The 24501-nt window shown below is 71.2% G+C and carries 23 protein-coding genes; 13 read left to right on the top strand and 10 right to left on the bottom strand.

Going from position 1 to position 24501, the window contains the following annotated elements:
* Positions 1 to 101 precede the first annotated feature (101 nt).
* The 5 genes from GVL05_RS11795 to pgm all read left to right on the top strand — a co-directional run bounded on the left by GVL05_RS11795 (position 102) and on the right by pgm (position 4204).
* Positions 102 to 887 (top strand): glycosyltransferase family 2 protein, encoded by a 786-nt coding sequence (locus GVL05_RS11795; RefSeq protein ID WP_327785642.1) that lies wholly within the window; start codon positions 102 to 104, stop codon positions 885 to 887.
* Entirely contained in the window at positions 884 to 1516 is a 633-nt protein-coding gene (locus GVL05_RS11790) for a DUF2064 domain-containing protein (protein WP_159573255.1), read from the top strand. The genes GVL05_RS11795 and GVL05_RS11790 overlap by 4 nt, the downstream gene beginning before the upstream one ends.
* Positions 1513 to 2175 carry a class I SAM-dependent methyltransferase gene (locus tag GVL05_RS11785; protein ID WP_159573254.1) on the top strand — a complete coding sequence of 221 codons (663 nt, stop codon included), beginning with the start codon at positions 1513 to 1515 and terminating at the stop codon, positions 2173 to 2175. The genes GVL05_RS11790 and GVL05_RS11785 overlap by 4 nt, the downstream gene beginning before the upstream one ends.
* Positions 2176 to 2234: 59 nt before the next feature.
* Positions 2235 to 2480, top strand: a complete 246-nt coding sequence (locus GVL05_RS11780) for a hypothetical protein (RefSeq protein WP_123937570.1) — start codon at positions 2235 to 2237, stop codon at positions 2478 to 2480.
* Between the two features lie 104 nt (positions 2481 to 2584).
* A complete protein-coding gene (gene pgm, locus GVL05_RS11775; protein ID WP_159573253.1) occupies positions 2585 to 4204 on the top strand; it encodes a phosphoglucomutase (alpha-D-glucose-1,6-bisphosphate-dependent) in 1620 nt (539 codons plus the stop codon).
* 39 nt (positions 4205 to 4243) lie between these two features.
* Here pgm and GVL05_RS11770 read toward each other — a convergent pair whose 3' ends face one another.
* The 5 genes from GVL05_RS11770 to GVL05_RS11750 are packed head-to-tail and all read right to left on the bottom strand — an operon-like array spanning position 4244 to position 11016.
* A complete protein-coding gene (locus GVL05_RS11770; RefSeq protein WP_235035950.1) occupies positions 4244 to 5518 on the bottom strand; it encodes a glycoside hydrolase family 125 protein in 1275 nt (424 codons plus the stop codon).
* Entirely contained in the window at positions 5515 to 7854 is a 2340-nt protein-coding gene (locus GVL05_RS11765; RefSeq protein WP_159573251.1) for a glycoside hydrolase family 3 protein, read from the bottom strand. The genes GVL05_RS11770 and GVL05_RS11765 overlap by 4 nt, the downstream gene beginning before the upstream one ends.
* A complete protein-coding gene (locus tag GVL05_RS11760) occupies positions 7851 to 8705 on the bottom strand; it encodes a carbohydrate ABC transporter permease (RefSeq protein ID WP_123293697.1) in 855 nt (284 codons plus the stop codon). The genes GVL05_RS11765 and GVL05_RS11760 overlap by 4 nt, the downstream gene beginning before the upstream one ends.
* Before the next feature lie 52 nt (positions 8706 to 8757).
* Complete coding sequence (locus GVL05_RS11755) at positions 8758 to 9696, bottom strand: carbohydrate ABC transporter permease (protein WP_131921229.1); 939 nt, start codon at positions 9694 to 9696, stop codon at positions 8758 to 8760.
* Positions 9697 to 9726: 30 nt separating this feature from the next.
* Positions 9727 to 11016, bottom strand: a complete 1290-nt coding sequence (locus GVL05_RS11750) for an ABC transporter substrate-binding protein (RefSeq protein WP_159573250.1) — start codon at positions 11014 to 11016, stop codon at positions 9727 to 9729.
* Positions 11017 to 11137: 121 nt separating this feature from the next.
* Between GVL05_RS11750 and GVL05_RS11745 the strand changes: the two genes are divergently transcribed.
* The 3 genes from GVL05_RS11745 to GVL05_RS11735 all read left to right on the top strand — a co-directional run bounded on the left by GVL05_RS11745 (position 11138) and on the right by GVL05_RS11735 (position 16084).
* Positions 11138 to 12184, top strand: coding sequence for a LacI family DNA-binding transcriptional regulator (locus GVL05_RS11745; protein ID WP_111085521.1), 1047 nt, complete (start codon positions 11138 to 11140; stop codon positions 12182 to 12184).
* A 13-nt stretch (positions 12185 to 12197) separates the two neighbouring features.
* The gene (locus tag GVL05_RS11740; RefSeq protein ID WP_131921232.1) at positions 12198 to 13442 is read left to right on the top strand and encodes a glycosyl hydrolase; all 1245 of its coding nucleotides are present in this window, start codon (positions 12198 to 12200) and stop codon (positions 13440 to 13442) included.
* Between the two features lie 146 nt (positions 13443 to 13588).
* Positions 13589 to 16084 (top strand): DHA2 family efflux MFS transporter permease subunit, encoded by a 2496-nt coding sequence (locus GVL05_RS11735; protein ID WP_268839501.1) that lies wholly within the window; start codon positions 13589 to 13591, stop codon positions 16082 to 16084.
* Between the two features lie 193 nt (positions 16085 to 16277).
* Here GVL05_RS11735 and GVL05_RS11730 read toward each other — a convergent pair whose 3' ends face one another.
* A complete protein-coding gene (locus GVL05_RS11730; protein WP_235035949.1) occupies positions 16278 to 17264 on the bottom strand; it encodes a site-specific DNA-methyltransferase in 987 nt (328 codons plus the stop codon).
* Between the two features lie 102 nt (positions 17265 to 17366).
* Between GVL05_RS11730 and GVL05_RS11725 the strand changes: the two genes are divergently transcribed.
* A complete protein-coding gene (locus GVL05_RS11725; protein WP_123293692.1) occupies positions 17367 to 17651 on the top strand; it encodes a GNAT family N-acetyltransferase in 285 nt (94 codons plus the stop codon).
* A 14-nt stretch (positions 17652 to 17665) separates the two neighbouring features.
* Here the strand turns inward: GVL05_RS11725 and GVL05_RS11720 are convergent, their stop codons facing one another.
* From GVL05_RS11720 to GVL05_RS11710, 3 genes are all read right to left on the bottom strand, one after another.
* On the bottom strand, positions 17666 to 17995 hold the full coding sequence (locus GVL05_RS11720; RefSeq protein ID WP_159573249.1) for a hypothetical protein: 330 nt from the start codon (positions 17993 to 17995) through the stop codon (positions 17666 to 17668).
* Positions 17996 to 18165: 170 nt separating this feature from the next.
* Positions 18166 to 19215, bottom strand: coding sequence for a biotin/lipoate A/B protein ligase family protein (locus GVL05_RS11715; protein WP_159573248.1), 1050 nt, complete (start codon positions 19213 to 19215; stop codon positions 18166 to 18168).
* Between the two features lie 85 nt (positions 19216 to 19300).
* Positions 19301 to 20179 (bottom strand): alpha/beta hydrolase, encoded by an 879-nt coding sequence (locus GVL05_RS11710; protein ID WP_123293689.1) that lies wholly within the window; start codon positions 20177 to 20179, stop codon positions 19301 to 19303.
* 105 nt (positions 20180 to 20284) lie between these two features.
* Between GVL05_RS11710 and GVL05_RS11705 the strand changes: the two genes are divergently transcribed.
* Both GVL05_RS11705 and GVL05_RS11700 read left to right on the top strand, forming a co-directional pair.
* A complete protein-coding gene (locus GVL05_RS11705; protein WP_123937556.1) occupies positions 20285 to 21445 on the top strand; it encodes an inorganic phosphate transporter in 1161 nt (386 codons plus the stop codon).
* Positions 21446 to 21456: 11 nt separating this feature from the next.
* Positions 21457 to 21726 carry a hypothetical protein gene (locus GVL05_RS11700; RefSeq protein ID WP_123293687.1) on the top strand — a complete coding sequence of 90 codons (270 nt, stop codon included), beginning with the start codon at positions 21457 to 21459 and terminating at the stop codon, positions 21724 to 21726.
* 117 nt (positions 21727 to 21843) lie between these two features.
* Here GVL05_RS11700 and GVL05_RS11695 read toward each other — a convergent pair whose 3' ends face one another.
* Positions 21844 to 22596, bottom strand: a complete 753-nt coding sequence (locus GVL05_RS11695; RefSeq protein WP_123293686.1) for an SDR family NAD(P)-dependent oxidoreductase — start codon at positions 22594 to 22596, stop codon at positions 21844 to 21846.
* A gap of 94 nt (positions 22597 to 22690) precedes the next feature.
* On the opposite strand from GVL05_RS11695, the gene GVL05_RS11690 reads away from it, so the two are divergent.
* Both GVL05_RS11690 and GVL05_RS11685 read left to right on the top strand, forming a co-directional pair.
* Complete coding sequence (locus GVL05_RS11690) at positions 22691 to 23101, top strand: MarR family winged helix-turn-helix transcriptional regulator (protein ID WP_111085532.1); 411 nt, start codon at positions 22691 to 22693, stop codon at positions 23099 to 23101.
* Positions 23098 to 24444 carry an MFS transporter gene (locus tag GVL05_RS11685; protein WP_323749192.1) on the top strand — a complete coding sequence of 449 codons (1347 nt, stop codon included), beginning with the start codon at positions 23098 to 23100 and terminating at the stop codon, positions 24442 to 24444. Before GVL05_RS11690 ends, GVL05_RS11685 begins: the two co-directional genes overlap by 4 nt.
* Positions 24445 to 24501: the final 57 nt, after the last annotated feature.

Below are 24501 nucleotides of genomic sequence, written 5' to 3'. Positions count from 1 at the left end.
GCGGGTACAGATTTCCTGTACCCCGGCGCGCGTCGTCGTGTTACGTCGAGTGCATGACAGGACAGACCCGTCGATCTGACGACCGGCACCGAATGACGGACATGAGTGTCGACGTCATCCTCCCGTGCCTCGACGAGGCCGATGCCCTGCCGAAGGTGATCGCACGCCTCCCGGAGGGCTACCGCGCGATCGTGGTGGACAACGGCTCGACCGACGGTTCCGCCGACGTCGCCCGCGCCCACGGCGCCCTCGTCGTCACGGAACCGGTGAAGGGCTTCGGCTCCGCCTGCGCCGCGGGCGTCGCGGCCGCCACCGCCGACTTCGTCGCCTTCTGCGACGCGGACGCCTCGATGGACCCCGCCGAACTGCCGCCGCTCGTCGACCGCGTCGCGAGCGGCCGCGTCGACCTGGCGCTCGGACGACGTGTCCCGACGAGCACGGGCGCCTGGGCGCCGCACGCACGGTTCGCGAACCGCGTCCTCGCTGTCCTGATGCACCGTGCGACCGGCTACCGCCTGCGCGACCTCGGCCCGATGCGCGTCATGCGCCGCGAGGACCTCGTCGCCCTGGACCTGCAGGACCGCCGCAGCGGCTACCCGCTCGAGATGGTCCTGGCCGCGCACGCGGCCGGCTGGCGCGTCGACGAGTCCGACATCGGCTACGCGCAGCGCATCGGCGACAGCAAGGTGACCGGGACGCTCCGCGGCACGATCAACGCGGTCCGCGACATGACCCGCCTGCTGCGCGCGTACCGCCGGGAGGCCCGTGTCCGGGTCGTCGCACCGGCGTCCGTCCGCCACGTGGCCGGCTCCACCGCCGCGACCGGTTCCACGGCACGGCCCGACTCCGCACCCGTCACCGCCTCGGTCGAGGGGACGCGCGCATGACCGCCGGCATCACCGTGGCCGTGGTCGCGAAGGAGTGCCTGCCCGGCAAGGTGAAGACCCGCCTGACCCCGGCGCTCTCACCCGAGGGTGCCGCCCGTGTGGCGTCCGCGAGCCTCGCCGACACCCTGTCGACCGTCCGCGCCCTGCCCGCAGAGCGCCGCGTGCTGTTCTTCGACGGCGACGTCGTCCCGGAGTCGGCCGAGGGCTTCGACGTCCTCCACCAGCCCGGCGGCGGGCTCGACGAGCGCCTCGGGTTCCTGTTCGACGCCATCGACGGCCCGTTGCTGCTCGTCGGAATGGACACCCCGCAGGTGTCCACCGACGCGCTCGCCCCGGTGTTCGACCGGCCCGAGCGCGACGCGTGGTTCGGCCCCGCCGAGGACGGCGGCTTCTGGTCGCTGTACCTGCAGGCCCCGACCGGCGACCTGCTCCGGGGCGTCCCGATGTCGCAGGACGACACCGGCGCCGTCCAGCTCGCACGTCTGACCGACGCCGGCCTCGACGTCGGGATCCTCGGCGAGCTGCTCGACGTCGACACGATGCCCGACGCCGAACGCGTCGCCGAACTCGCGCCGGACTCCGGCTTCACCCAGGCACTCCGTGCCGAGACCGTGGGGAGTCTCCGATGACCATGCACGCACCCGTCTCCTTCGGCGCCGGCGGCGGCGAGCCCTACGCCCGGGCACTGCGCTCGGACGGACGGCTCCGGCTGACCGACCCGGACCGCCCCGACGTCGTCACGACGATGGACGTCGGCCGGTGGAGCGCCGCGGCCGACCGGGTCGACCGCTCGCTGCTCGACGACGCCGACGGCCCCGTGATCGACATCGGCTGCGGCCCCGGGCGGATGCTCGTCGCCGCGCGCAACCGCGGCATCCCCGCACTCGGCGTGGACGTCTCCGCCGAGGCCGTGGCGATCGCCCAGCGGTCCGGTGGCACCGCGATCCAGGGGTCGGTGTTCGACGCGGTCCCCGACGAGGGGCACTGGGACACCGCCCTGGTCATCGACGGCAACATCGGCATCGGTGGCGACCCCGCCGCCCTGCTCGAGCGCTGCGGCGAGATCGTCCGCGCCGGTGGCCGGGTCATCGTGGAGACGAACCCCGACCCGCTGGCCGACCGGGTGTACACCGCACGAGTGATGGACGCCGACGGCCACGAGAGCGCCGGGTTCCCCTGGGCCGAGGTCGGACTCGACGCGCTGCACCGGCACGCGGCGGACGCCGGCCTCGTGGCGCGGCAGAGCTGGACGGTCGCGGGCCGGAGCTTCTGCGAGCTCATGGCCTGATCACGCACGTTCGTGCACTTGTTTTGCATCATGCAAGACAGTCACGTACGGTCGAGCGCATGACGAACAGCACCTTCCCGCTCGGCGGCACCTTCGTGTCCGGACTCCGCGACCGTGACGAGCGCGCGTCCTTCACGGGCACCCGCTCCACCGAATCGGTGGGCACCTACACGGGCGCGCCGATCACCGGACGCCTCGGGCGCTTCACCGACGTGCAGCGGTCGCGTCCCGGCACCTGGACCGCCTCCACCCGCACGGCCACCGGCTCGTTCCGCACGGCGACCGGCTCCCTCCGCACCGCCTGAGCCGCGCCGTCGCCCCGGTCGGCGGACACGGCTCCGGCCGCGCTCTGCGGCCCCGGCTGTGCGCCGGCCGGACGCGTCCGGGTGCGCGATGCCAGGATGGACCCATGAACGACCGCGCCGGCACCCCCGCGACCGCAGACGACCTCGTCGACATCGACGCGCTCGTCGCCGCCTACTACGACCGTGTGCCCGATGTCTCCATCGCCGAGCAGCAGGTCGTGTTCGGCACCTCCGGCCACCGCGGCTCCTCGCTCGACTCCGCCTTCAACGACACCCACATCGCCGCGATCACGCAGGCGATCGTCGAGTACCGGCAGTCGCAGGGCACCGATGGCCCGCTGTTCATCGGGCGCGACACCCACGCCCTGTCCGGCCCCGCCGAGCGCACCGCGCTCGAGGTCCTGGCCGCCAACGGCGTGCACGTCCTGGCCGACAGCGACAACGGCTACGTGCCGACCCCCGCGCTCAGCCACGCGATCATCCGCTACAACCGCGCCGGCAACCCCGACACGGCGGACGGCATCGTCATCACGCCGAGCCACAACCCGCCCCGCGACGGCGGCTTCAAGTACAACCCGCCGCACGGCGGCCCCGCCGACAGCGACGCCACGAGCTGGATCGCCAACCGGGCGAACGCGATCATCGAGGGCGGCAACGCCGAGGTGCAGCGCACCGAGCACGCCACCCCGGACCGCTACGACTTCCTGCACACCTACGTCGCCGACCTCGAGAACATCATCGACATCGCCGCGATCAAGCGTGCCGGGGTGAAGATCGGCGCCGACCCGCTCGGTGGCGCATCGCTGCCGTACTGGAACCTCATCCGCGACCACTACGGGCTCGACCTGACCGTCGTGAACCCGGACGTCGACCCGACCTGGTCGTTCATGACACTCGACTGGGACGGCAAGATCCGGATGGACCCGTCGAGCCCCTCGGCCATGGCCTCGGTCCTGGCGCACAAGGACGAGTTCGACGTCCTCACGGGCAACGACGCCGACTCCGACCGGCACGGCATCGTCACGCCCGACGGCGGCCTGATGAACCCGAACCACTACCTCGCCGTCGCGATCGAGTACCTCTACGCGCACCGTCCGGCCTGGCGCGACGACGCCGCCATCGGCAAGACCCTGGTGTCGTCGAGCATCATCGACCGCGTCGCAGAATCGCTCGGGCGCCGTCTGTGGGAGGTCCCGGTCGGCTTCAAGTGGTTCGTGCCCGGCCTGATCGACGGCTCCGTGGCGTTCGGTGGCGAAGAGTCCGCCGGAGCGTCGTTCCTGCGCACCGACGGCACGGCGTGGACCACCGACAAGGACGGCATCATCCTGGCGCTCCTGGCGTCCGAGATCGTCGCCGTCACCGGCAAGACCCCCTCGCAGCTGTACGTCGAGCTGACCGAGCGCTTCGGCGACCCGGTCTACCAGCGCGTCGACGCCGCGGCCTCGAAGGAGCAGAAGACACGCCTGTCGAAGCTCGACGGCGACGCCATCACCGCCGAGACCCTGGCGGGCGACCCGATCACCGCCAAGCTGTCGAAGGCCCCCGGCAACGACGCGGCCGTCGGCGGCGTCAAGGTCGTCACCGACAACGCCTGGTTCGCCGCACGACCGTCCGGCACCGAGGACGTCTACAAGATCTACGCCGAGAGCTTCGTCGGGCAGGAGCACCTGGAGCAGGTGCAGCGCGAGGCCAAGGAGATCGTGGACGCCGCACTCGGCGCCTAGTCGGTCACCCGCAGGACCCGCACTGGCGGCGGTCGAGGTTCAGTCCTCGGCCGCCGCCAGTGCCAGTTCGCAGAACATCGCGTCGGCCCACGAGAACCACGGGCGCGAGAACTGCGCCGGGTCCTCGACGTCGAACGACTCGTGCATGTCGCCGGTCCCGCCGTCGGTCGCCACGAGCACGTCGAGCAGTTCCCGGCGGCGCGCCGGCGACCCGGAAACCAGCCCCTCGACCGCCAGGGCGATCGGCCACACCCGCTGCGGCAACGTGTGCGGGCTGCCGATGCCGGCCGCCGCGGTGCCGCTGAACCAGTACGGGTTCGCCGGTGACAGCACGAAGTCCCGCGTCGCCGCCCACACCGAGTCGTCGAGCACCGACGGCGCCGACAACGGCAGGGACAGCAGCGACGGGGTGTTCGCGTCGTCCATGAGCAGCACGCCGCCCAGCCCGTCGACCTCGTAGGCGTAGACGTCCTCGCCGTCCGGCCCGGGCACGACGCCGTGCTGCCGGACGCCGTCCAGGATGCTCGCGCGCAGCACGTCGGCGTCGTCCGCCAGGCCGGAGTCGGACCAGACGTCCCGCGCGATGGCGGCGACGGCGAGCAGCGCCTCGGCGGCGAACAGGTTCGCCGGCACGTTGTAGCCGTACGTGCAGGCGTCGTCCGACGGGCGGAACCCGCACCACGTCATGCCCGTCACCGCGACCGGGGTGCCACGGCCGTCGCGCGCGAGGGTCTCGGTCGGGATCGCCCCGTCGCGCACGAACCGGTAGGCCGAGGCGTCGTGGTCCTGTTCGGTCCGCCACTGCGTCACGATCGTCCGGAACACCCGGTGCGCCCGTTCGTCCAGCACCGCGGTCGACCCGGTCGACCGCCACAGGGCGTGTGCGAAGGTCACCGGGTAGGCCAGGCTGTCGACCTCGTACTTCTGCTCCCACACCAGCGGGTCGGCGTTCAGGTCGTCGGGGTCGTAGTGCGCGCCGTTCGGCTCGCGGTTGAACGAGTTCGCGTAGGGGTCGTGCTCGATCAGCCGGAACTGCCGCCGCACGACCGCCCAGAGCAGCTCCGCGAGCGCCGGGTCGTCCGCCACGAACCGCAGGTACGGCGTCATCTGCGTCGTCGAGTCGCGGAGCCACATCGCCGGGATGTCCCCCGTGATCACGAAGGCGCCGTCGTCGTCGAGCGAGATCGTGTCCCGCAGCGTGCGGACGAGCGCGCGCTCAACGCGGTCGCCGACCTCGGTGCCGACCGCGGCCCGGACCCGGTCGGCGGCCGCCACCAGCGTCGGCGTGATCTCCTCGAGCTGCGTCTGCGTCACGACACCCATCGCACTGACTCCTGTCCGTCGGTGACGCGGACGGTCCGCGTCGACCCGGGTGGATCGAGCACGTCGTCCGTCCAGCAGTCGAGTTCGAGCGGCCGTGCACCGAGCCGGAGACCAGCGTCCCACGTGCCGAGCGCATCGAGTCCGAGCGCGTACACGGTGTCGACGGTCCCACCGGCGGGCACGTCGACCGTCACCAGGGCGAGTAGTCGTCGTCGCCGCGGACGGACACCGGGTTCACGCCGCCGCCCCCACAGGGGCACCGAGACCCGACGGGGTGCGTCCGACGTGTTGCGCACCGTCACCGGGACGGTCACCGTCCCCCCGGCCAGGAGGCGCACAGCAGTCACCGCGTCGCTCCCCTCCGCCAGGCGGACGTCCACCCCGCCACCCGGCCCGGGTGCACCGGTCACGGTCGAGCGACTGGTCACGTCGACGTAGCCGCGTGCCGTCTCGAGGCGCTCGTCGTGCGCCACGGGCAGGACGCCTTCGGCGCCGGGCCACGTCGCGGGGAGTCGTCCCTCGGCCGGGGCGCCGAACAGCACGTCCGCGACGGCTCGACCACCGGAGGGCCCGGGGAACGGCACGACCAGCACGCTGTCGGCCAGGGCGAGCACCTCGGTCAGGACACGTGGTCGACCGTCGACGACGACCGCGACGACCGGCAGACCGCTCTCGCGGGCGGCGCGGAGCACGTCGAGCTGCGCGTCGGGCACGGCGATCGAGGCCAGGTCGACCCCCTCGCCGTTCGTGGTGTCCGGTGCCGGACCGCTGACGGCGCCGTTGTCCTCGAAGCCGTCGTCGTACGCGCGACGACTCGAGCCGCCGAGCACCACCACCGCCACGTCGGCGCCGAGGAGCGCCGTGCGGACCGCGAGGAGCCCGTCCGGGCCCGGCAGGGGCTGTCGGAGCCCGCTGCCCCGGGCGGTGCGGATCCGGGCGGGGCCGAGCCGGGCCTCCAGGGCGGAGCGGACGGTGGACGCACCGGGGTCGTCGGGCGGCCGCGGAGGTGAGTAGTCGCCGAGCAGGGCGTCGACGTCGTCGACGTTCGGGCCGACCACGGCGACGACGGCGTCGGGTGCGATCGCGGGCAGCGCTCCGCCCAGGGCGACCACGGCGCGGTGAGCGGCACGTTCGGCGAGCGCGATGGTCGCGCGTTCCAGTGGCTCGGCGTTCTCGGCCGGGCCGGGTGCTGGTGCAGGTGCAGCTGCAGGTGTCGCTGGTGGTGCTGTCGGTGTCGCGAGCAGGCCGACGCGGCGCTTCAGGGCGAGCACGCGGTCCACCGCCTGGTCGAGGTCGTCGGTGCTGATCAGGCCCCGGTCCAGTGCCTCGTCGAGGTGCGTGTAGGACTCGTCCCACAGGCTCAGGTCGACCCCGGCACGGAGCGCGAGCGCAGCCGCCGAGGCCGGATCGGGGGTGACGTCGCGCAGCCGGTCGATGGCGGTGCCGTCGGCCATCACGAGCCCGTCCCAGCCCCAGGTGTCGCGGATCGTGGTGGTGAGCAGGTCGCGGTTGCCGCAGCACGGCACCCCGTCGACGTCGTTGTACGCCGCCATGAACCCGGCGACGTGTTCGCGTGCCGCGGCGAGCGCCGGCGGCAGGTGCACCTCGGCGAGCTCGCGGCGGCCGATCGGAGCACCGGAGCCGTTCCGCCCGCCGATGCCGGCGCCCTGCCCGGCCAGGTGCTTCGCGACGACCGCGACGTGTCGGTCGTCGATCGTGCCCGGACCGCCGCCCTGCATGCCCCGGACGGTGGCGGCGACCATGATCGCGGCGAGCGCGGCGTCCTCGGACCAGCACTCCTCGCTCCGACCCCACCGGGGATCGCGCAGGACGTCGAGCCCGGAGACGAGGGCGACGTGGGTACCGCGGGCGCGGACCTCGGCGGCGACCGCGGCCGCGAGGTCCTCGACGAGTTGCTCGTCCATCGCGGCGCCGAGCGCGAGGTTCACGGGCACCGTCGTGCCGCCGAGGGCCTGCAGCCCGTGCGGGACCTCTTCCACGAAGAGCGTCGGGACGCCGCCGTCACTGTGCGCGACGACGTGGTCCTGCACGGCGGCGTAGGCCTCGGCGGAGCGTTCGGGCGGGATGCCGTTGCCCCAGTGCACGCCGGACCAGGGGTCGGCGCGGAGCACGCCGTAGACCGCGCCGATCCCGCCCCACCGGTCGACCTCGGCGCGCAGGACGTCGGTGATCCGCGGGCGGCCGTCGACCCAGCGGACTGCCTCCCAGCCCTTGAGGCGCTGGTTGAGCTGGCCGATGCGGGCGCGGACGTCGAGGCTCGTCGCGGTCTGGTGCTCGGTCGGGTGCGCGGTCGGGTGCTCGGTCATCCCTTGATCGCTCCGGAGACCAGGGCGCGCTGCATCTGGCGCTGCAGGATCGAGTACACGAGGTACACCGGCAGCAGCGTGAACAACGTGCCGGCCATGAGCATCCCGTAGTCGGTGCCGGCATCGACCTTCAGCGTCGGGAGCGCCACCTGGATCGTCCGCTGCGCGGTGTCCGGACCGATGAGCACCAGGGCGTAGAGGTACTCGTTCCAGAACGACAGGAAGTTCAGCAGCAGCACCGTGGCGATGCCCGGGATGCAGATCGGCAGGTACACCTGGCGCATCACCTGCCACGCCGAGGCGCCGTCCATCGACGCGGCCTCCTCCAGCTCGCGCGGGATCGTCCGCATGAACTGCGTCAGGATCACGACGGCCAGGGGCATCGCGGTCGCCGGCAGCAGGAGCACGAGGAACGTCCGGGTGTGGAACAGCCCCATCCCGGCGGCGAGCAGGAACGTCGGGAACAGCGCCGCGAACGACGGGATGAGGAACCCGAGCGAGAAGAGTCCCTCGACGATCCGTCCGGCGCGGCCGGTGGCCCGGGCGAGGGCGAACGACGCCGGCAGCGCGAGGACGAGGGTCAGCACCAGGGCCGCCACCGTCGTGATCGCCGAGTTCGCGATGGCCGGTCCGAGCGAGGCCTGGCGGATCGCCTCGGTGAAGTTCGACAGGTCCCACGACGCGGGCAGCGCCAACGGGGACTCGAAGATGCCGTCGTTGTCCTTGAACGACGACACCACGAAGTAGTAGAAGGGCAGGATCAGCAGGGCGGCGTAGATCCACGCCACGGTGCCGCTCGTGATGGAGCCGATCCGGTCTCGCAGCCGGATGCCGGCGGTGGGTTTCGCCATGGTGGTCTCCCGGGGTCTGTCGGTCAGGGGCGGTCGGTCAGGGGTGTCACGGTCAGTGGGTCTTGCGCAGGACCCGGCGGATGACGAACATCCCGCCGAGTCCGAGCACGAACAGGACGACGCCGACGGCCTGGCTGTAGCCGAGGTCGGTGTCGACGAACGCCTTCTGGTACACGAGGTACGACAGCGTCGTGGTCGCGGTGCCCGGGCCGCCCTGGGTCAGCAAGAGCACGTTCTGCGCGGAGCTGAACAGCATCGACAGGAACTGCAGCATCGCCACCACCCCGATGAAGTCGCGGGCGATCGGCCAGTACACACCCCACGCCAGCCGCCACGATCCGGCGCCGTCCATGCGGGCGGCCTGCACGACCTCGGTGTCGACGCCGTCGAGCCGGCTCGCGATGAGCACCGCGGAGTACCCGATGCCGGCCCACAGGTCGACGACGATGAGCGCGCCGAGGGCGGTCGCGGGGTCGGCCAGCCAGGCCTTGCCGCCGATGCCGAGCGTCGCGAGCACCCCGTTGACCAGGCCGTCGGGATTGAGCATCGCGTAGAACATCATCGCCGTGGCCGGTGCCGAGATGAGCGCCGGGATGAAGAGCAGGTAGCGGAGCACCTTGTGCCCGCGCGGCTTCTGCACGACGTGGAAGGCGAGCAGGAACGCCAGCACGATCATGATCGGCAACCCCACCACGATCTGCACCGTGCTGTTCCGGACCGCGGCCCAGAACGTCTCGTCGGAGAACAGCACCCGGAAGTTGTCGAGCCCCGCGAACGTCGGCGAGACGAGCATGCCGGGCCAGCTCAGGAAGGCGATCACGATCATCGCGACGACCGGCCCGATCATGAACAGGCCGTACCAGACCAGCGCCGGGATCGCGAAGGTCGGGAAGCTGCCGCGGGTGCTGCCGACGGCGCGGGATCCGCGGCGGGCGGGCCCGGGCGGGGTCGACGCCGACCGGACGGGTGGTTCCTCGACGAGCACTGCCATGGGGAGCTCCTTCTCGCAGGGTCGGGTGGGTCAGGCGGCCGTGTAGGCGCGCTCGAAGAGGTCGATGATGCGGTCGGCCGAGGTGCCCGAGCCGTACGCCAGGCTGGTCGCACGGATCATCGGCTCGTACGCCGAGTCGGGCACGAGCAGGTCGGGCAGCATCACCGGGGTGACCTGGTCGTCGGTGAGCTTCGACGCCTGGGCGACGAGCGGGAAGTCGCGGCTGACGGTGTCGGTGATCCGGCTCATGTCGCGGCCGGAGTCGAGGACGAACTCGGTCGTCACCGCCGACGAGTACAGGTACTGAACGAACGGCTTGATGAGGTCGAGCTTCGCCCGGCCGTTCTCGCTGATCCAGATGCCGTGCCCGTTGTAGCTCTTGATGACGCTCGGGTGCGCGATGGCCGCGTGCTGCGAGGGGACCGGCCAGCCGCCCACGGTGACCTCCCTCGCGCGTTCCTTCGACACCAGCGCCAGGGCGGAGGACATCGCGGGGACGATCGCGGCCTTGCGCGTGGTGAACTGCGTCAGTTCGGAGTCCGAGGTGAACCCCTGCACCGAGTCCACGAAGACCCCGGCGTCGCGGAGCTCGACGAAGTGCTCGACGCCGCGGACCGCACCGGCGCTCTCCGAGATCCTGCCCGTGGAGAAGACCTTCGCCGCTTCGTCCTGGGACACGAACCCCTGGATCACCTGCATGAGGAGCTTCTGCCCGCTCCAGTCCGACCCGCCGACGGTGACCGGCCCGATGCCGGCGGAGCGCAGGCGGTCGGCTGCGGCGATGAGCGCGTCCGAGGTCGTCGGGATCTCGCTGACTCCGGCCTGTTCGAGCAGCGCCGTGTTGAACGACACCGGCCAGTTCGTCCGGGTGAACGGGAACGCCCGGAGCCGGCCCTGGTCGTCGGTCCACTCCTCGAGCGCCTCGGGGATGATCTTGTCGCGCAGGTCCCACTCGTCGAGGTACCGGGAGACGTCGATCGTGGCGTCCTCACCCGTCCAGGACAACGTCCGCCCGACCATGTTCACGATCGCGACGTCGGCTTCCTTGCCGGCGAGGGAACTCGTCTCGAAGACGATCGGCAGGTCGGACCCGTTCGACAGCAGGGCGACCTTGCGGTCCGTGCGGCGGCGGTAGGCGGCGACGACGTCCGTGAACGTCTGCGCACCCGCGACCGCGCCGCTGAGCTGGGTGTGCACGCTCAGCGTGCCGGGGCCGCTCGAGGCCGGGGTGAGCGCGCTGCACCCGGCCAGGATCGGCGCGAGGATGCCGGCGCCGAGCCCGGCCCCGATGAGGGTGCGCCTACTGATGCCGTCCGTCACGGTGCCTCCCTGGCAGTGGATGGTGGAGCGATCGCGATGCATTTGGTACAGCGGTGTACTTCAGGTGACGAGCAACGTATACCGCTTTACACGACGGGGTCAAGCCTCTACGCTCGACGGCATGAGCGACACCACTGCCGGAGCCGTCGACCGACGCCGTGTGACCATCGCGCAGGTCGCCAAGCGCGCCGGCGTCTCGACCTCGGCGGTCTCGCACGTGTTCAACGGGCGGCCGAACGTGTCCGCCGCCACCGCGGCCCGGATCCGCAAGGCCGCCGACGACCTGAACTGGCGGCCGAACCTGGCGAGCCGCAAGCTCTCCGGCAACGCGGGGCACAGCCTGGGACTGGTCCTCGCCCGCTCACGCGACACCTTCCAGCGCGACCCGTTCACGATGCGGCTGATCGCCGGCCTGACCGAACCCCTCGCCGCGATCGGCTGGTCGCTGTCCGTCACCCTCGTGCAGGCCGACGACGAAGCCGCCGTCTACCGGCAGTGGTGGACCGAGCAGCGGGTCGACGGCTTCCTGCTCGTCGACGTCCGCACCGACGACCCCCGCATCCCGATGCTGCAGCACCTGGCGGCCCCGGCCGTCATGCTCGGCGCACCGATCGCCGGCAGCACCGTCCCGGCGGTCACGGTGGGCGACGCCGACGCGACCGAGTCCTTGCTCGACCACCTCGGTTCGCTCGGGCACCGCCGGATCGCCCGCGTCGGGGACGGTCCGGCGCTCGCGCACACCGGCGCCCGCGACGCCCGCTTCACCGCCGCAGCCGCGCGCCGGGGGGTGGACGCGCTCGTGCTCGGGTGGCGAGCCGACGCCGAGGACCCGGTGGCCGACCTGCTCGCCCGGCTGGACCGCGCCACGGCGATCGTCCTGGACGGCGAGGCGATCGCGGCCGAAGTGATCGCGCACGCCCCCGAGCTCGGTGTCCGCGTTCCCGAGGACCTGTCCGTCGTCGCGTGGGAGGACTCGTGGGTCTCGTCGATCGTGCGTCCGTCGCTGACCGCCCTGGACGCCCCCGTCGAGGAGTCCGCCCGCACCGCCGTCGCCCTGGTCGAACGACTCGTCCGGGGCGACGAGGTCACCGATGCCGAGGTCGGCGGGCGTGCCCTGCACGTCCGCGGCTCGACCGGCCCCGCCCCAGCCGCCGCCACCGTTCCCTGATCGAAGGAGACCGATGACCACCGCCACGCGCTTCGGCGTGAACTACGTGCCCTCGACCGACTGGATGTTCCAGTGGCAGTCGGTGGAGGAATCCGCGATCCGCCGTGACCTCGAGGCGATCGCCACCCTCGGCCTCGACCACGTCCGGCTGTTCCCGCTGTGGCCGACCCTGCAGCCGAACCGCACACTCATCCGCCGACGCGCCCTCGACGACGTGGCCCTGGTGGTCGACATCGCCGCCGAGTTCGGGCTGGACGCCAGTGTCGACGTCGTCCAGGGGCACATGTCCGGATTCGACTTCGTCCCCGCGTGGCTCGTGAACTGGCACGACGGCAACATGTTCACCGACCAGCCGGCGATCGACGCGCAGGCCGCCCTCGTCGCCGCCGTGTACGACGCGGTGCGCGACCGCCCGAACTTCACCGGGCTGACCCTGGGCAACGAGCTCAACCAGTTCCAGCCGCCGAACCCCGCCGCGATGCCCGCCGACACCGCGCAGGTGACGCACTGGCTCGAGTCCCTGCTCGGCGCACCCCACGACAAGGACCCGCGGCACGTCGTCACGCACTCCGAGAACGACCACCTCTGGTACCGCGACGGCCACCCGTTCGTACCGGCGCACGCCAGCCGGCTCGGGGACGTCACGACCGTGCACTCCTGGATCTTCAACGGGGTGGCCGGTCGGTACGGGGCACTCTCCGACGAGTCCGTCCGGCACGCCGAGTGGATGATCGAGCTCGCCCGCGCCTTCGCCACCGACCTCGAGCGGCCCGTCTGGCTGCAGGAGGTCGGGGCACCCGACCGGCACCTCGCCGAGTCCGAGATGCCCGAGTTCCTCGAGCGCACGGTCGCCGCGGCCCTCACGACCGAACGCCTCCACGCGGTCACGTGGTGGTGCTCCCACGACGTCTCCCGCGACCTGGGCGACTTCAAGGACCTGGAGTACTCGCTCGGTCTGCTCGACGTCGACAACCGCGTGAAGCCGCTCGGCCGGCGCTACGCCGAGGTCGTCGCCGACGCACGGCGCTCCGCCCCGATCCCGACCCCGCGGACGAGTGCCGTGGTGGTCGACGTCGACACAGCCGACCTGCCGATCCGTCGGGCGGACCTGGCACCGGGCGGCCCGGTCTTCGAGCGCTGGCACCGCCTGCGCGCGGCCGGCGAGGCCGTGACCGTCGTGACGAGCCGGACCGTAGCCGACCCCGCGGCGCTGGCGGCACGGGGTGTGACCCGGGTCGTGGAGACCGCAGCGGTCTGACGGGGCCGAGCCGGGCCTCCTGGCCGTGGACCGGGATCGTCACCGAGCCCGCGATCCGGGCGTACCGTGACTGCCGATCCACACAGGAAGCCGCTCCTGAGCAACCGAGCACTTGCGGCAGATGTAACTTTGCAGGCAGCGCAAAAATCGTTTCGCCAGCGCATCGGTACCGGGAGACCCTGCTCATGACCCAGACGGCGACCGCACCCGCGGCCCCCACCACGGCGTCCAACGTCGTGATGAACCACCGACAGATCCTGTTGGTGATCTACGGCCTGATGGCCGGGATGTTCCTCGGAGCCCTCGACCAGACGATCGTCGGCACCGCGATCCGCACCATCGGTGACGACCTGCACGGCCTCGACCAGCAGGCCTGGGTCACCACCGGGTACCTGATCGCCTCGACCGTGACGACGCCGATCTACGGCAAGCTCTCCGACATCTTCGGTCGGCGGCCGCTGTTCATCACGGCGATCGGCATCTTCATCGTCGGGTCGTTCCTCGCGTCGTTCTCGACCTCGATGCTCATGCTCGCCGGGTTCCGTGCGCTGCAGGGTCTCGGTGCCGGTGGCCTGATGTCCCTGCCGCTGGCGATCATGGGCGACATGCTCGCTCCCCGCGAGCGGGCGAAGTACCAGGGCTACTTCCTGGCCGTCTTCGGCATCTCGTCCGTGATCGGTCCGCTCGTCGGTGGCGTCTTCGCCGGCGCGAGCGAGCTGCTCTTCATCTCCGGCTGGCGCTGGGTGTTCCTGATCAACGTGCCGATCGGCGTCATCGCGCTGTTCATGGTGCTGACGTTCCTGCACCTGCCGAAGTTCGGTGACCGTGGCAAGCCCCGGATTGACTGGTGGGGTGCGACGCTCGTCATCGTCACCCTCGTGCCGTTGCTGCTCATCGCCGAACAGGGCCGCGAGTGGGGCTGGAGCTCCCCCGGCGCCTTCGCCTGCTACGGCATCGGTGCAGCCGGTCTGATCGCGTTCATCATCGTCGAACGGGCGATGGGCAGCGACGCGATCCTGCCGATGAAGCTGTTCGGCTCGCGGGTGTTCTCGATGTCCGCGATCCTGTCCGTGCTCGTCGGCTTCGGCATGTTCGGCGCGATGCTGACCATCCCGCTGTACCTGCAGATCGTGAAGGGCGTCACCCCGACCGAGTCCGGGTTCGCGATGCTCCCGATGGTGCTCGGTCTGATGATCTCGTCGATCGCCTCGGGCCAGATCATCTCGCGGACCGGCAACTACCAGGTCTTCCCGATCACGGGCACGGCATTCACGGCCATCGGCTTCACGGTCCTGACGTTCCTGACCGCCGACCGCCCCCTCTGGTTCCTGATGCTCGGCATGTTCGGCATCGGCCTCGGGCTCGGGCAGCTCATGCAGACGCTGACCCTCGCGGCGCAGAACTCGGTGTCCCCGCGGGACATCGGCGTCGCCACCAGCGCCGCGACGTTCTTCCGGCAGATCGGCGGCACCATGGGCACCGCCGTGCTGCTGTCCGTCCTGTTCACCCTGATGCCGACGAACATCACCGCGGCGATGCAGAACGAGACCGACCTGAAGAGCGCCCTCAACGCCGCGCTCACCCCCTCGGTCGCGAACGCGTCCGAGAACAAGGGCGTGATGGACCAGATCTGGACGAAGATCGTCGATCCCGTGCAGAAGAACGTGCAGGACGGCCTGAACGACGGCGCCGTGCAGGCGAAGGAAGCCGCCGACGCCGCCGTCACGAAGCAGGTCACCGCCGCCGTGCAGCAGCAGGTCGCGGCCGGCAAGCTCCCCGCCGCCGCAGCCGACACCGTCATCGCCCAGCAGGTCGACGACGCCAAGCCGGCCGCCGAGCAGCAGGCCCTCGAGACGGCTGCGGCCAAGGCGAACGCGACCGTCGTCGACGGCACGCTGCAGGTCGACTACTCGGACAAGGCACAGCGCGAGAACGTCGTCGACGAGGTCGCCCCGACGCTCATCAAGCAGCTGAAGAGCGGCGACTCGAGTGCGAGCTCATCCGGTTCCGCGGCGACGAGCGACACCTCGTTCCTGAACGGCGCGGACAAGCGACTCACCCGTCCGTTCCTGGTCGGCTTCAGCGACTCGGCCGTCCGCGTGTACTACGTCGGCCTCGCGGTGATCCTGCTCGCGTTCGTGCTGACCTGGTTCTTCCGGGTGCCGCCGCTGCGCAAGACCTCGGCGCTGCAGGAGCAGGCGGACGCCGCACGGACCGCTGACGCTGCGGCTGCCGGTGCGGGCGCGGGTGCTGCCGGCGCCGGATCGGGTTCGGCGGCGCTCGCGTCATCCGAGGCAGTGCCGACCTCGCCCGACGTGCCCGCACAGCCCCGGTCGGCTCGCGCTGCCGGATCATCGGACGTGTCGGTGCTGCCGAACGACGTGCCACCGAACGACGTCGCCACGGACGGCACTCGCGCGCCGCTGCCCGACGCCACGACGCACGGCGCCCACTCGGCGGCCGCGCCCGTGGACGAACCCCCGACGACGACCGGTGCCATCCGGACCCGGGCTGCCCATGCTGCCCCGGTGGTGGACGCCGGAGCCCCTGCGACCGGGGCCGACGCTGCGGAGGCGAGCCGTGCCTCCCGGCTGGACGACGCGGACGACGCGCACCCGCACGGGCGGCACTCGGCCGAGTAGGCGCAGGCGCAGGTCGGCCCTGCCGACTCGGAACGACAAGGTCGACGTCGCACGACGTCGACCTTGTCGTCTCTGCACGCGTGCAACTGTTGCGGGCGCGCGGTTGCGTGGTCCTCGATGTCGTACGACGTCGAGGATGTCGCACTGCGCGCGCCCTCGGTGCGTGTGCATGTTCCGACGATCCACGCGTCGATCACCTCGTGGATCGTCGCAGCATGCACCCGCATCGTGTGCGTGTGCATGTTCCGACAGAACACGCGTCGATCACCTCGTGGATCGTCGCACGATGCACCCGCATGTACCCGCCCACGCGCACCCCCCACGCGCACGCACCCGCCACCTCGAACGACGCCCCCGGCAAGCGCTTCCGCATCACGTCGATCGCCGCCGGGTTGTCGTCCACCAGCACGTACCGCCGCCCGAGCGCCGACGCCACCGCGCCGGTCGTCCCGCTGCCGGCGAAGAAGTCGAGCACCCAGTCGCCCTCGCGCGAAGAGGCCTGCACGATCCGCCGCAGCACCCCCTCGGGCTTCTGCGTCGGGTAGCCGGTCTTCTCCTTGCCGGTCGGCGACACGATCGTGTGCCACCAGACGTCGGTGGGGAGCTTGCCGCGCTCGCGCTTCTCCGGTGTGACGAGCCCCGGCGCCATGTACGGCTCGCGGTCGACCGCCGACGAGTCGAACCAGTACTGCGACGGGTCCTTCACGTAGACCAGGATCGTGTCGTGCTTGGTCGGCCACCGCGACTTGGACTTGGCACCGTAGTCGTAGGCCCAGACGATCTCGTTCAGGAACGACTCGCGGCCGAACAGCGCGTCGAGCAGGACCTTCGCGTAGTGCGACTCGCGGTAGTCGAGGTGCAGGTACAGGGTGCCGTCGGTGGTGAGGAGTCGCCAGGCCTCGATCAGCCGAGGCTCGAGGAACGTCCAGTAGTCCTCGAACCGGTCGTCGAACCGCATCAGGTCACCGCGGACCCGCTCGTAGGTCCGTCCGTGGAACCCCATCACCGGCCCGTCGGCGCTCGGTACTGCGGACGAAGCATGCCGCCGCTGGTACCGCCCCGTGTTGAACGGCGGGTCGAGATACACGATGGTGAACGTCCCGTCGGCGAGCGCCGGGGTCACGTCGAGGGCGTCGCCGAGGACGACGCGGTCCGGGCCTCGGTCGTCTCCCGTGTGCACGGGACCATTGTGGCGCAGCCAGCGGCGACGCACCGGTCCCCGCGCTGAAAGCGCAGCCAGCGCAGCCAGCGGCGACTCGGCCTCGCGGCGTAGCCTCGGCGCATGGCAGCACCCGAGGTCCGCAACGACACCGACAAGCAGCAGTACTCCCTGGTCGAGGACGGCGAGGTCATCGGCTTCGCGGCGTACGAGGTCGACGGCGACGAGATCCGCTTCGTCCACACCGAGGTCGACCCGTCGCACCGCGGTGGCGGGCACGCGTCGATCCTCGTGCAGCACGCGCTCGACGACGTGCGCGACGGCAGCCTCCGGGTCGTGCCGCAGTGCAGCTACGTCCGCGCGTGGATCGAGCGGCACCCGGACTACCAGGAGCTCACGACGCGCTGACGCGCAAGCACCGGTCAGTACGACAGGTCGTGCGTCCCGATCCGCGCTTCGTGCCGACCGGCGCTCCGCACCGTCGGCACCTTGATGAGCACGCTGCCGCTGAGCAGGTCGTGGTCGTCGTCCGCCGGTGACGGGGCCTCCTTCGGGAGGCGCGACTGACGTTCGTACTCGGCTTGCGTCTCGTGGCGGGTCGGCGCGAACACCTCGTCCAGCATCCCGCCGATGCCTCCGGATCCGCCGCTGCGCGTGGACTTGTTCGACAGGTCGATCCACCCCACGCGATCGGCGATCCACACCACGACGGCCACGGCGGCCACCGCCCCCAGGAAGATCAACCAGTTCACGCGAGCGACGCTACGTGGACGATCCGGCCACGACATCAGCCGCGCGGGGGATTCTCATGATCCGCACGTGTGGTTCATGGAGTCGGTCGTCACACTGGTGGAGCGGCGGCCGGAGCGTCCCCCCTCTGCTCCGGCCGCCCACCACGAGCCCGCTCACCGGCAGTGCCCGCTCAGGGCACCCGCTCGAGCCACTCCTTCGTCGCGAACTTCGTGCGCACCAGCTCCCGCGCCTTCTCGCGCTCGGCATCGGTCACCGCGCCGGGAGTCGCCCCGTACAGCTTCGTGAACGTGCCGATCAGCCGGTCGATGATCTCGGCGCGGGACAGCCCGGTCTGCGAGCGCAGCGGGTCCACGCGCTTCGCGGCCGACGTGGTCCCCTTGTCGCTCATCTTCTCGCGCCCGATCCGCAGGACCTGGACCATCTTCTCGCCGTCCATGTCGTAGCTCATGGTGGCGTGGTGGAGCAGGGATCCGGTGCCGAGACGCTTCTGCGCAGCACCGCCGATCTTGCCCTTGGTCGAGGTGATGTCGTTGAGCGGCTGGTAGTACGCGTCGATGCCGAGGGACTTCAGCGCCTCGATCACCCACTCGTCCAGGTAGGCGTAGGAGTCCGCGAACGTCATGCCCTGCACCAGGTCGGCGGGGACGTAGAGCGAGTAAGAGATGATGGCGCCGGCGTCCATGAACATCGCGCCGCCGCCGGAGATCCGTCGCACCACCTGCACGCCGAACTTCTCGGCACCCTCGGGGTCGACCTCGTTCTTCAGCGACTGGAACGACCCGATGACGACGGCGGGCTGGTCCCACTCCCAGATGCGCAGGGTCGGACCGCGACGTCCGGCGCCGACTTCTTCGGTCAGCACCTGGTCGAGCGCGAGGTGCTCGTTCGGGCTGATCGGGCCTTCGTGGATGATCTGCCAGTCGTAGTCCTGCCACGACGACGCTCGGGACAGCGCGCGGCGGACGGCGACCCCGACGGACTCGGGTGTGAAGCCGAGCAGCACGGCGTCGGCCGGGAGCGCCGCACGCACGGCCGCGGCGATGCCGGCGGCGTCGGTCGTCGACGACAATCCGTTGACGGCCGCGTCGATGAGCGGCAGCGCGTCGTCGGGTTCGAGGAAGAAGTCGCCGGCGAGCCGGAACTCCTGGATGTCCCCGTCCACCACGTCGAGGTCGACGACGACCAGTTTTCCACCTGGGACCTTGTACTCACCGTGCACGCGTCGAGCCTACGCCCGCCACCTGTCGGACTGGAGGCGCGGCTCGGCGCCGCCACGGGCCTCCCGTCCGCCAGCCGGTACCGTCTCAGGACGCGGCGCGCGCCGTCACCCGGTCCAGCCACGCGACGAGGTCGGCCACGACCTCGTCGCGGTTCGTCTCGTTGTAGACCTCGTGCCGCGCCCCCTCGTAGACCCGCACCGTGACGTCGGACAGTCGTCCGCGCCGCCGGTAGGCCTGCGCCAGCCGCTCGACCGACCGCGGCCCACCGAGGGCGTCATCGGACCCGACCTGCAGCAGCATCGGCAGGTCGTGCGGGATCCCTCGCCGCGGGACCCCGAGCAGCCGGAGCGTGTCGGGCAGGCCGAACAGGCCGATGACGTCGGCCTCGACGGCGAGCGGGTCGACGGACATCGCGTCGATGATCTTCCGGTCGCGGGTGAGCCACTCGAACTTGGTCGGACCGGAGCCCGCGTGCCGGGCGTTGAGGTCGCCGCTGTTCATCCAGCCGGGCAGCCGGTAGGCGGTGGCGGAGAGCACGACCCCGTCCCACGACTCCGACGAGCTGTTCACGATCCGCTGCGCCATGAGCGAGCCCCACGAGTGCCCGAGCAGGACCAGGGGCACGCCGGGGGTGTCCGCACGGGCGACCTCCCCCATCTGCTCGACGGCGGCGATCGCGGCGCGCAGTCCGCCGGGGCCGAGCCGTCCGAGCTTGGCGTGGTCGCCGTCCCACTGCCCGAGGCCGGTGCGCCCGTGCCCGCGGTGGTCGTTCGCGTGCACGGTGTACCCGGCACGCACGAGGTCCTGCGCCAACGGCTCGTACCGCAGCCCGTGCTCGCCGACGCCGTGCGCGATCTGCACGATGCCCTTGGGGCGCGCCGCTCGCCAGGTCGAGTAGACGATCTCGACGCCGTGGGCGTCGGTGAACGAGGCGTCGCCTCGCGCTGCGGAGAAGGTGGGCACACCCGCAGTTTCGCAGACGCTGCCATCTTCGCAGAACCGGGTGACCCAGCACCTGTTCATCCGGCGTTCACGCAGCGGGTTCGAGGCGGGCCTACCGTCCCGGTCATGGACGTCCTCGTCATCGTCGTGCTCGTGATCGTGGTGGCCCTCGTGTTCGACTTCACGAACGGGTTCCACGACACCGCCAACGCCATGGCCACGTCGGTCGCCACCGGGGCGCTCAAGCCCCGGACCGCCGTGCTCATCTCCGCCGTCCTCAACGTGGTCGGCGCGTTCCTCTCCACCGAGGTCGCCAAGACCGTCTCGCAGGGCATCATCCGCGAGGGCCAGGACGGCGTCCACATCTCCCCCACGATGATCTTCGCCGGCCTGGTGGGTGCGGTCCTCTGGAACCTCGCCACGTGGTACCTCGGGCTGCCCTCGTCGTCGACGCACGCGCTGTTCGGCGGGCTGATCGGCGCATCGATCATCGGCGCCGGGCTGAACTCGGTGGACTGGGCGACGGTGGTGTCGAAGGTCGTGCTGCCGGCGCTGCTCTCGCCGGTCATCGCCGGGGTCATCGCCCTGGTGGCCACCTACCTGGCGTACGTGCTCACGAAGAACGCCACGACGCACGGTGCGGCGACGGGCTTCCGGCACGGCCAGACCGTCTCGGCATCGCTGGTGTCGCTCGCGCACGGCACCAACGACGCGCAGAAGACGATGGGTGTCATCACGCTCACGCTCATCGCCGCGAACTACCAGGACAGCGGCACGGGCCCGGCGCTCTGGGTGATCCTGGCCTGCGGACTCGCGATCGGCCTCGGCACCTACACGGGCGGCTGGCGGATCATGCAGACCGTCGGCAAGAAGATCTCCGACGTGCAGTCGCCGCAGGGCTTCGCGGCTGAGACGAGTTCCGCCGCGACGATCCTCATCTCGTCGCACCTCGGCTTCGCCCTGTCGACGACGCACGTCACCAGCGGTTCGGTGATCGGGTCCGGGCTCGGCAAGAAGCTCGCCGACGTGCACTGGTCGGTCGTCGGCCGCATCGTCGTCGCGTGGGTGATCACGTTGCCGGCGGCCGCGGTGGTCGGCGGGTTGGCGACCTGGCTCGCCTCGACCTCGGCGGTCGGCCTCGTGCTGGTGGCGGTGCTCGCCCTGGCCGGCGGGCTCACGTTCTACGTCCTGGCCAAGCGCAAGCCGATCTCGCACGACGACGTCGCAGCCGGATCGACCGAACCCACCGACCAGGCCGAGCCGCAGCCGGCCGGCGCGCAGAACTGAGGGGAACGACGATGGAGATCGACTTCACGAGCATCGGCCTGGTCGCGGGCGTCGGCTTCGTGGCCGCGGTGGGCATCGTGCTCGTCTACACGCTCGGCCTGCGGCTGCTCGGCACCGGGCAGCCGCTCGACACCGGCGGCGAGCGCACGCAGTACTCCGAGGAGACCCCGCGGTCCGGGCACACGCCGCCGGCAGCACTGGCGGGTGCCGTCCTGTGCTTCGCGGTCTGTGCGGCAGCCGTGCTCGCGGGCATCTGGCTCACGATCCCCCAGTTCCACTAGCACGTTCCTTCCCATCGCCCCCGCGCTGGGAAACGGAAACGGGCGTACCTGGTCGAAACTTCCGACCAGGTACGCCCGTTTCGACCAAGTACGCCCGGAACGCCTACGCGCCCGACGTCAGTGCGCGCTGTAGCCGCCGTCGACCAGGTGGTAGCTGCCCGTGATGAACGAGGCCTTGTCGCTCAGCAGGAACAGGACGAGCGCGGCGACCTCCTTGTCGGTGCCGAGACGCTTCGTGGCGTGCTCCGCTTCCAGCGCCGAGATGGCCTCGGGCGTCATGGCATTGCGGAGCAGCGGGGTGTCGATGAAGCCCGGGCCCACGGCGTTCGTGCGGACGCCCTGCGCCGAGTACTCGAGCGCGGCGACCTTGGTCAGGCCGGCCAGGGCGTGCTTCGACGCGACGTACGCGGCGTTCTGCGCGATGCCGACCGTGCCGAGCACTGACGCCATGTTCACGATCGAGCCACCGCCGGCGGCGACCATCGCGGGCAGCTCGTAGCGGAGGCCGTAGAAGACACCGTCGAGGTCGACCGCACGGACGCGGTCCCAGGCGGCGATGTCGTACTCGCCGATCTTCTGCGGGGCGGCGCCGATGCCGGCGTTGTTCACGGCGAGGTGCAGCGCGCCGTAGGTGTCGACGGCGTACTGGACCATGCGCTCGTTGTCGGCGGCGACGGCGGAGTTGGCCTCGAACGCGCTGGCGGTGCCGCCGGCCTCCGTGATCTCGGACGCGACCCGCTGGGCAGCGTCGAGCTTGATGTCGGTGACGACGACCGTGGCACCCGCCGCGGCGAGCTCCTTCGCGACGGACTCGCCGATGCCGCTGCCACCACCGGTGACGATGGCGACCTTGCCCTCGAACTCGGACATGATTCCTTCTCTCTGAACAACACCTGTTGTCCAGGACAACGGTACACCCGAAAACCAGTTCGTTCACTGAACTAATGAGCTAGGCTAACGACCTGTGACCGACGCCACCGACCTCCGCATCGCCGTGAACCGGCTGTCCCGGACGCTCCGCGCGCAGAAGGCCGACACGACGGTCACCGACGCCCAGTTCGCGGCGCTCGCCCGGCTCCACCGCGACGGCGCGATGACCCTCGCCGACCTGAGCCGCCAGGACGGCGTCACCCCGCCCTCGATGACGAAGACCATCGCGGTGCTGGTCGAGCGTGGCCTGGTGTCCAAGGGCGGCCACGACGACGACCGGCGCAAGGTCGTCCTCTGCGCCACCCCGGCCGGGGCCGCGTTCGTCGAGGAGACCCGTCGCCGCCGTGACGGCTGGCTCACCCCGCGGCTCGCCGCACTCACCCCCGTCGAGCGCGCCACCCTCGCCGACGCCACCGAGATCATGAGGAGGCTGGCCCAGCAGTGACCGCCATGTTCCGCTCCCTCGCCGGACGCAACTACCGCATCTGGTTCGCCGGTGCCCTGGTGTCGAACGTCGGTACCTGGATGCAGCGCACCGCCCAGGACTGGATCGTCCTGACCCAGCTCTCCGACAACGACGCCGTCGCGGTGGGGATCACGATGGCGCTGCAGTTCGGCCCGCAGCTGCTGCTCCTCCCCCTCACCGGCCTCGCCGCCGACCGCTTCGACCGTCGCAAGATGCTCATGCTCACCCAGGCACTGATGGGCCTGCTCGGGCTGGGCCTCGGTGTCATGGTCCTCACGCACACCGCGACGCTGCTCGCGCTGTACGGCTTCGCCCTCGCGCTCGGCATCGTCGCCGCGTTCGACACCCCGATCCGCCAGGCGTTCGTCTCCGACGTCGTGCAGGGCGAGAACGTCGCGAACGCCGTCGCACTGAACTCCGCCTCGTTCAACGCCGCCCGCCTGATCGGCCCCGCGGTCGCCGGCGTGCTCATCGCCGCCATCGGCTCCGGCTGGGTGTTCGTCATCAACGCCGGCTCGTTCCTGGCGGTCCTCATCGCCCTGCGGTTCGTCGACCCCGCGCAGCTCGCCGAGCGGGTGCACGCCGGCCGCGGCAAGGGGCAGATCGTCGCCGGCTTCCGGTACGTGCGCACCCGGCCGGACATCATCGTCGTGCTCTGCATGATCTTCGTCGTCGGCACGTTCGGCGTGAACTTCCCGATCTTCACCTCGACGATGGCCCGGGTCGAGTTCCACCAGGGCGCCGGCGAGTTCGGCCTGCTCAACTCGGTGATGGCGATCGGATCGGTGTTCGGCGCCCTGATGTCCGCCCGCCGGGACAAGCCGCGGATGCGCACGCTGGTGCTCGCAGCCGGAGGCTTCGGCCTGGCGTGCACGGCTGCCGCCCTCGCACCCACGTACTGGACGTTCGCGTTCGTCCTGGTGTTCGTCGGACTCGCGGCGCTGACCTTCATGACCACCGCGAACGCCCTGGTCCAGACCACCACCAAGCCCGCGATGCGCGGCCGCGTGATGGCGCTCTACATGGCGATCTTCGCCGGCGGCACCCCGATCGGCGCCCCGATCGTCGGTGCCATCGCGGACGCGTGGGGTCCCCGCTGGGCCATCGCGGTCGGCGCAGCGTCGGGCTTCGTGGCGCTCGCCATCGCGATCGTCTGGCTCGTCCGCTTCCAGCGCCTCCGGCTCCGGTACGACGCGGACACCCGCCTGCACCTCGCGGTCACGCACGCGATGCCGGTGGTCGGCACTCGCGCGTCGCGCGCTGCGCTCCGCCAGGAGCTCGAGCGCGAAGAGGCGGTCGCCGACCGCTCCAGCGCCGTCTGACGCGTCCACTCCGCGAACGCGACAGATCTCCGCGACGCGGCAGCGTCCACCTCGCGA

Source organism: Curtobacterium sp. 18060 (assembly GCF_902706105.1).
GTDB lineage: Bacteria > Actinomycetota > Actinomycetes > Actinomycetales > Microbacteriaceae > Curtobacterium.
The sequence above is the reverse complement of the archived record's forward strand: the minus strand, read 5'-3'. Positions and strand labels throughout refer to the sequence as shown.

Bases quoted from the DNA above. Each gene is read 5' to 3' on its own strand.
- GVL05_RS11795 (WP_327785642.1), top strand. From the start codon at position 102: ATGAGTGTCGACGTCATCCTCCCGTGCCTCGACGAGGCCGATGCCCTG.
- GVL05_RS11790 (WP_159573255.1), top strand. From the start codon at position 884: ATGACCGCCGGCATCACCGTGGCCGTGGTCGCGAAGGAGTGCCTGCCC.
- GVL05_RS11785 (WP_159573254.1), top strand. From the start codon at position 1,513: ATGACCATGCACGCACCCGTCTCCTTCGGCGCCGGCGGCGGCGAGCCC.
- GVL05_RS11780 (WP_123937570.1), top strand. From the start codon at position 2,235: ATGACGAACAGCACCTTCCCGCTCGGCGGCACCTTCGTGTCCGGACTC.
- pgm (WP_159573253.1), top strand. From the start codon at position 2,585: ATGAACGACCGCGCCGGCACCCCCGCGACCGCAGACGACCTCGTCGAC.
- GVL05_RS11765 (WP_159573251.1), bottom strand. From the start codon at position 7,854: ATGACCGAGCACCCGACCGCGCACCCGACCGAGCACCAGACCGCGACG.
- GVL05_RS11760 (WP_123293697.1), bottom strand. From the start codon at position 8,705: ATGGCGAAACCCACCGCCGGCATCCGGCTGCGAGACCGGATCGGCTCC.
- GVL05_RS11755 (WP_131921229.1), bottom strand. From the start codon at position 9,696: ATGGCAGTGCTCGTCGAGGAACCACCCGTCCGGTCGGCGTCGACCCCG.
- GVL05_RS11745 (WP_111085521.1), top strand. From the start codon at position 11,138: ATGAGCGACACCACTGCCGGAGCCGTCGACCGACGCCGTGTGACCATC.
- GVL05_RS11740 (WP_131921232.1), top strand. From the start codon at position 12,198: ATGACCACCGCCACGCGCTTCGGCGTGAACTACGTGCCCTCGACCGAC.
- GVL05_RS11725 (WP_123293692.1), top strand. From the start codon at position 17,367: ATGGCAGCACCCGAGGTCCGCAACGACACCGACAAGCAGCAGTACTCC.
- GVL05_RS11705 (WP_123937556.1), top strand. From the start codon at position 20,285: ATGGACGTCCTCGTCATCGTCGTGCTCGTGATCGTGGTGGCCCTCGTG.
- GVL05_RS11700 (WP_123293687.1), top strand. From the start codon at position 21,457: ATGGAGATCGACTTCACGAGCATCGGCCTGGTCGCGGGCGTCGGCTTC.
- GVL05_RS11695 (WP_123293686.1), bottom strand. From the start codon at position 22,596: ATGTCCGAGTTCGAGGGCAAGGTCGCCATCGTCACCGGTGGTGGCAGC.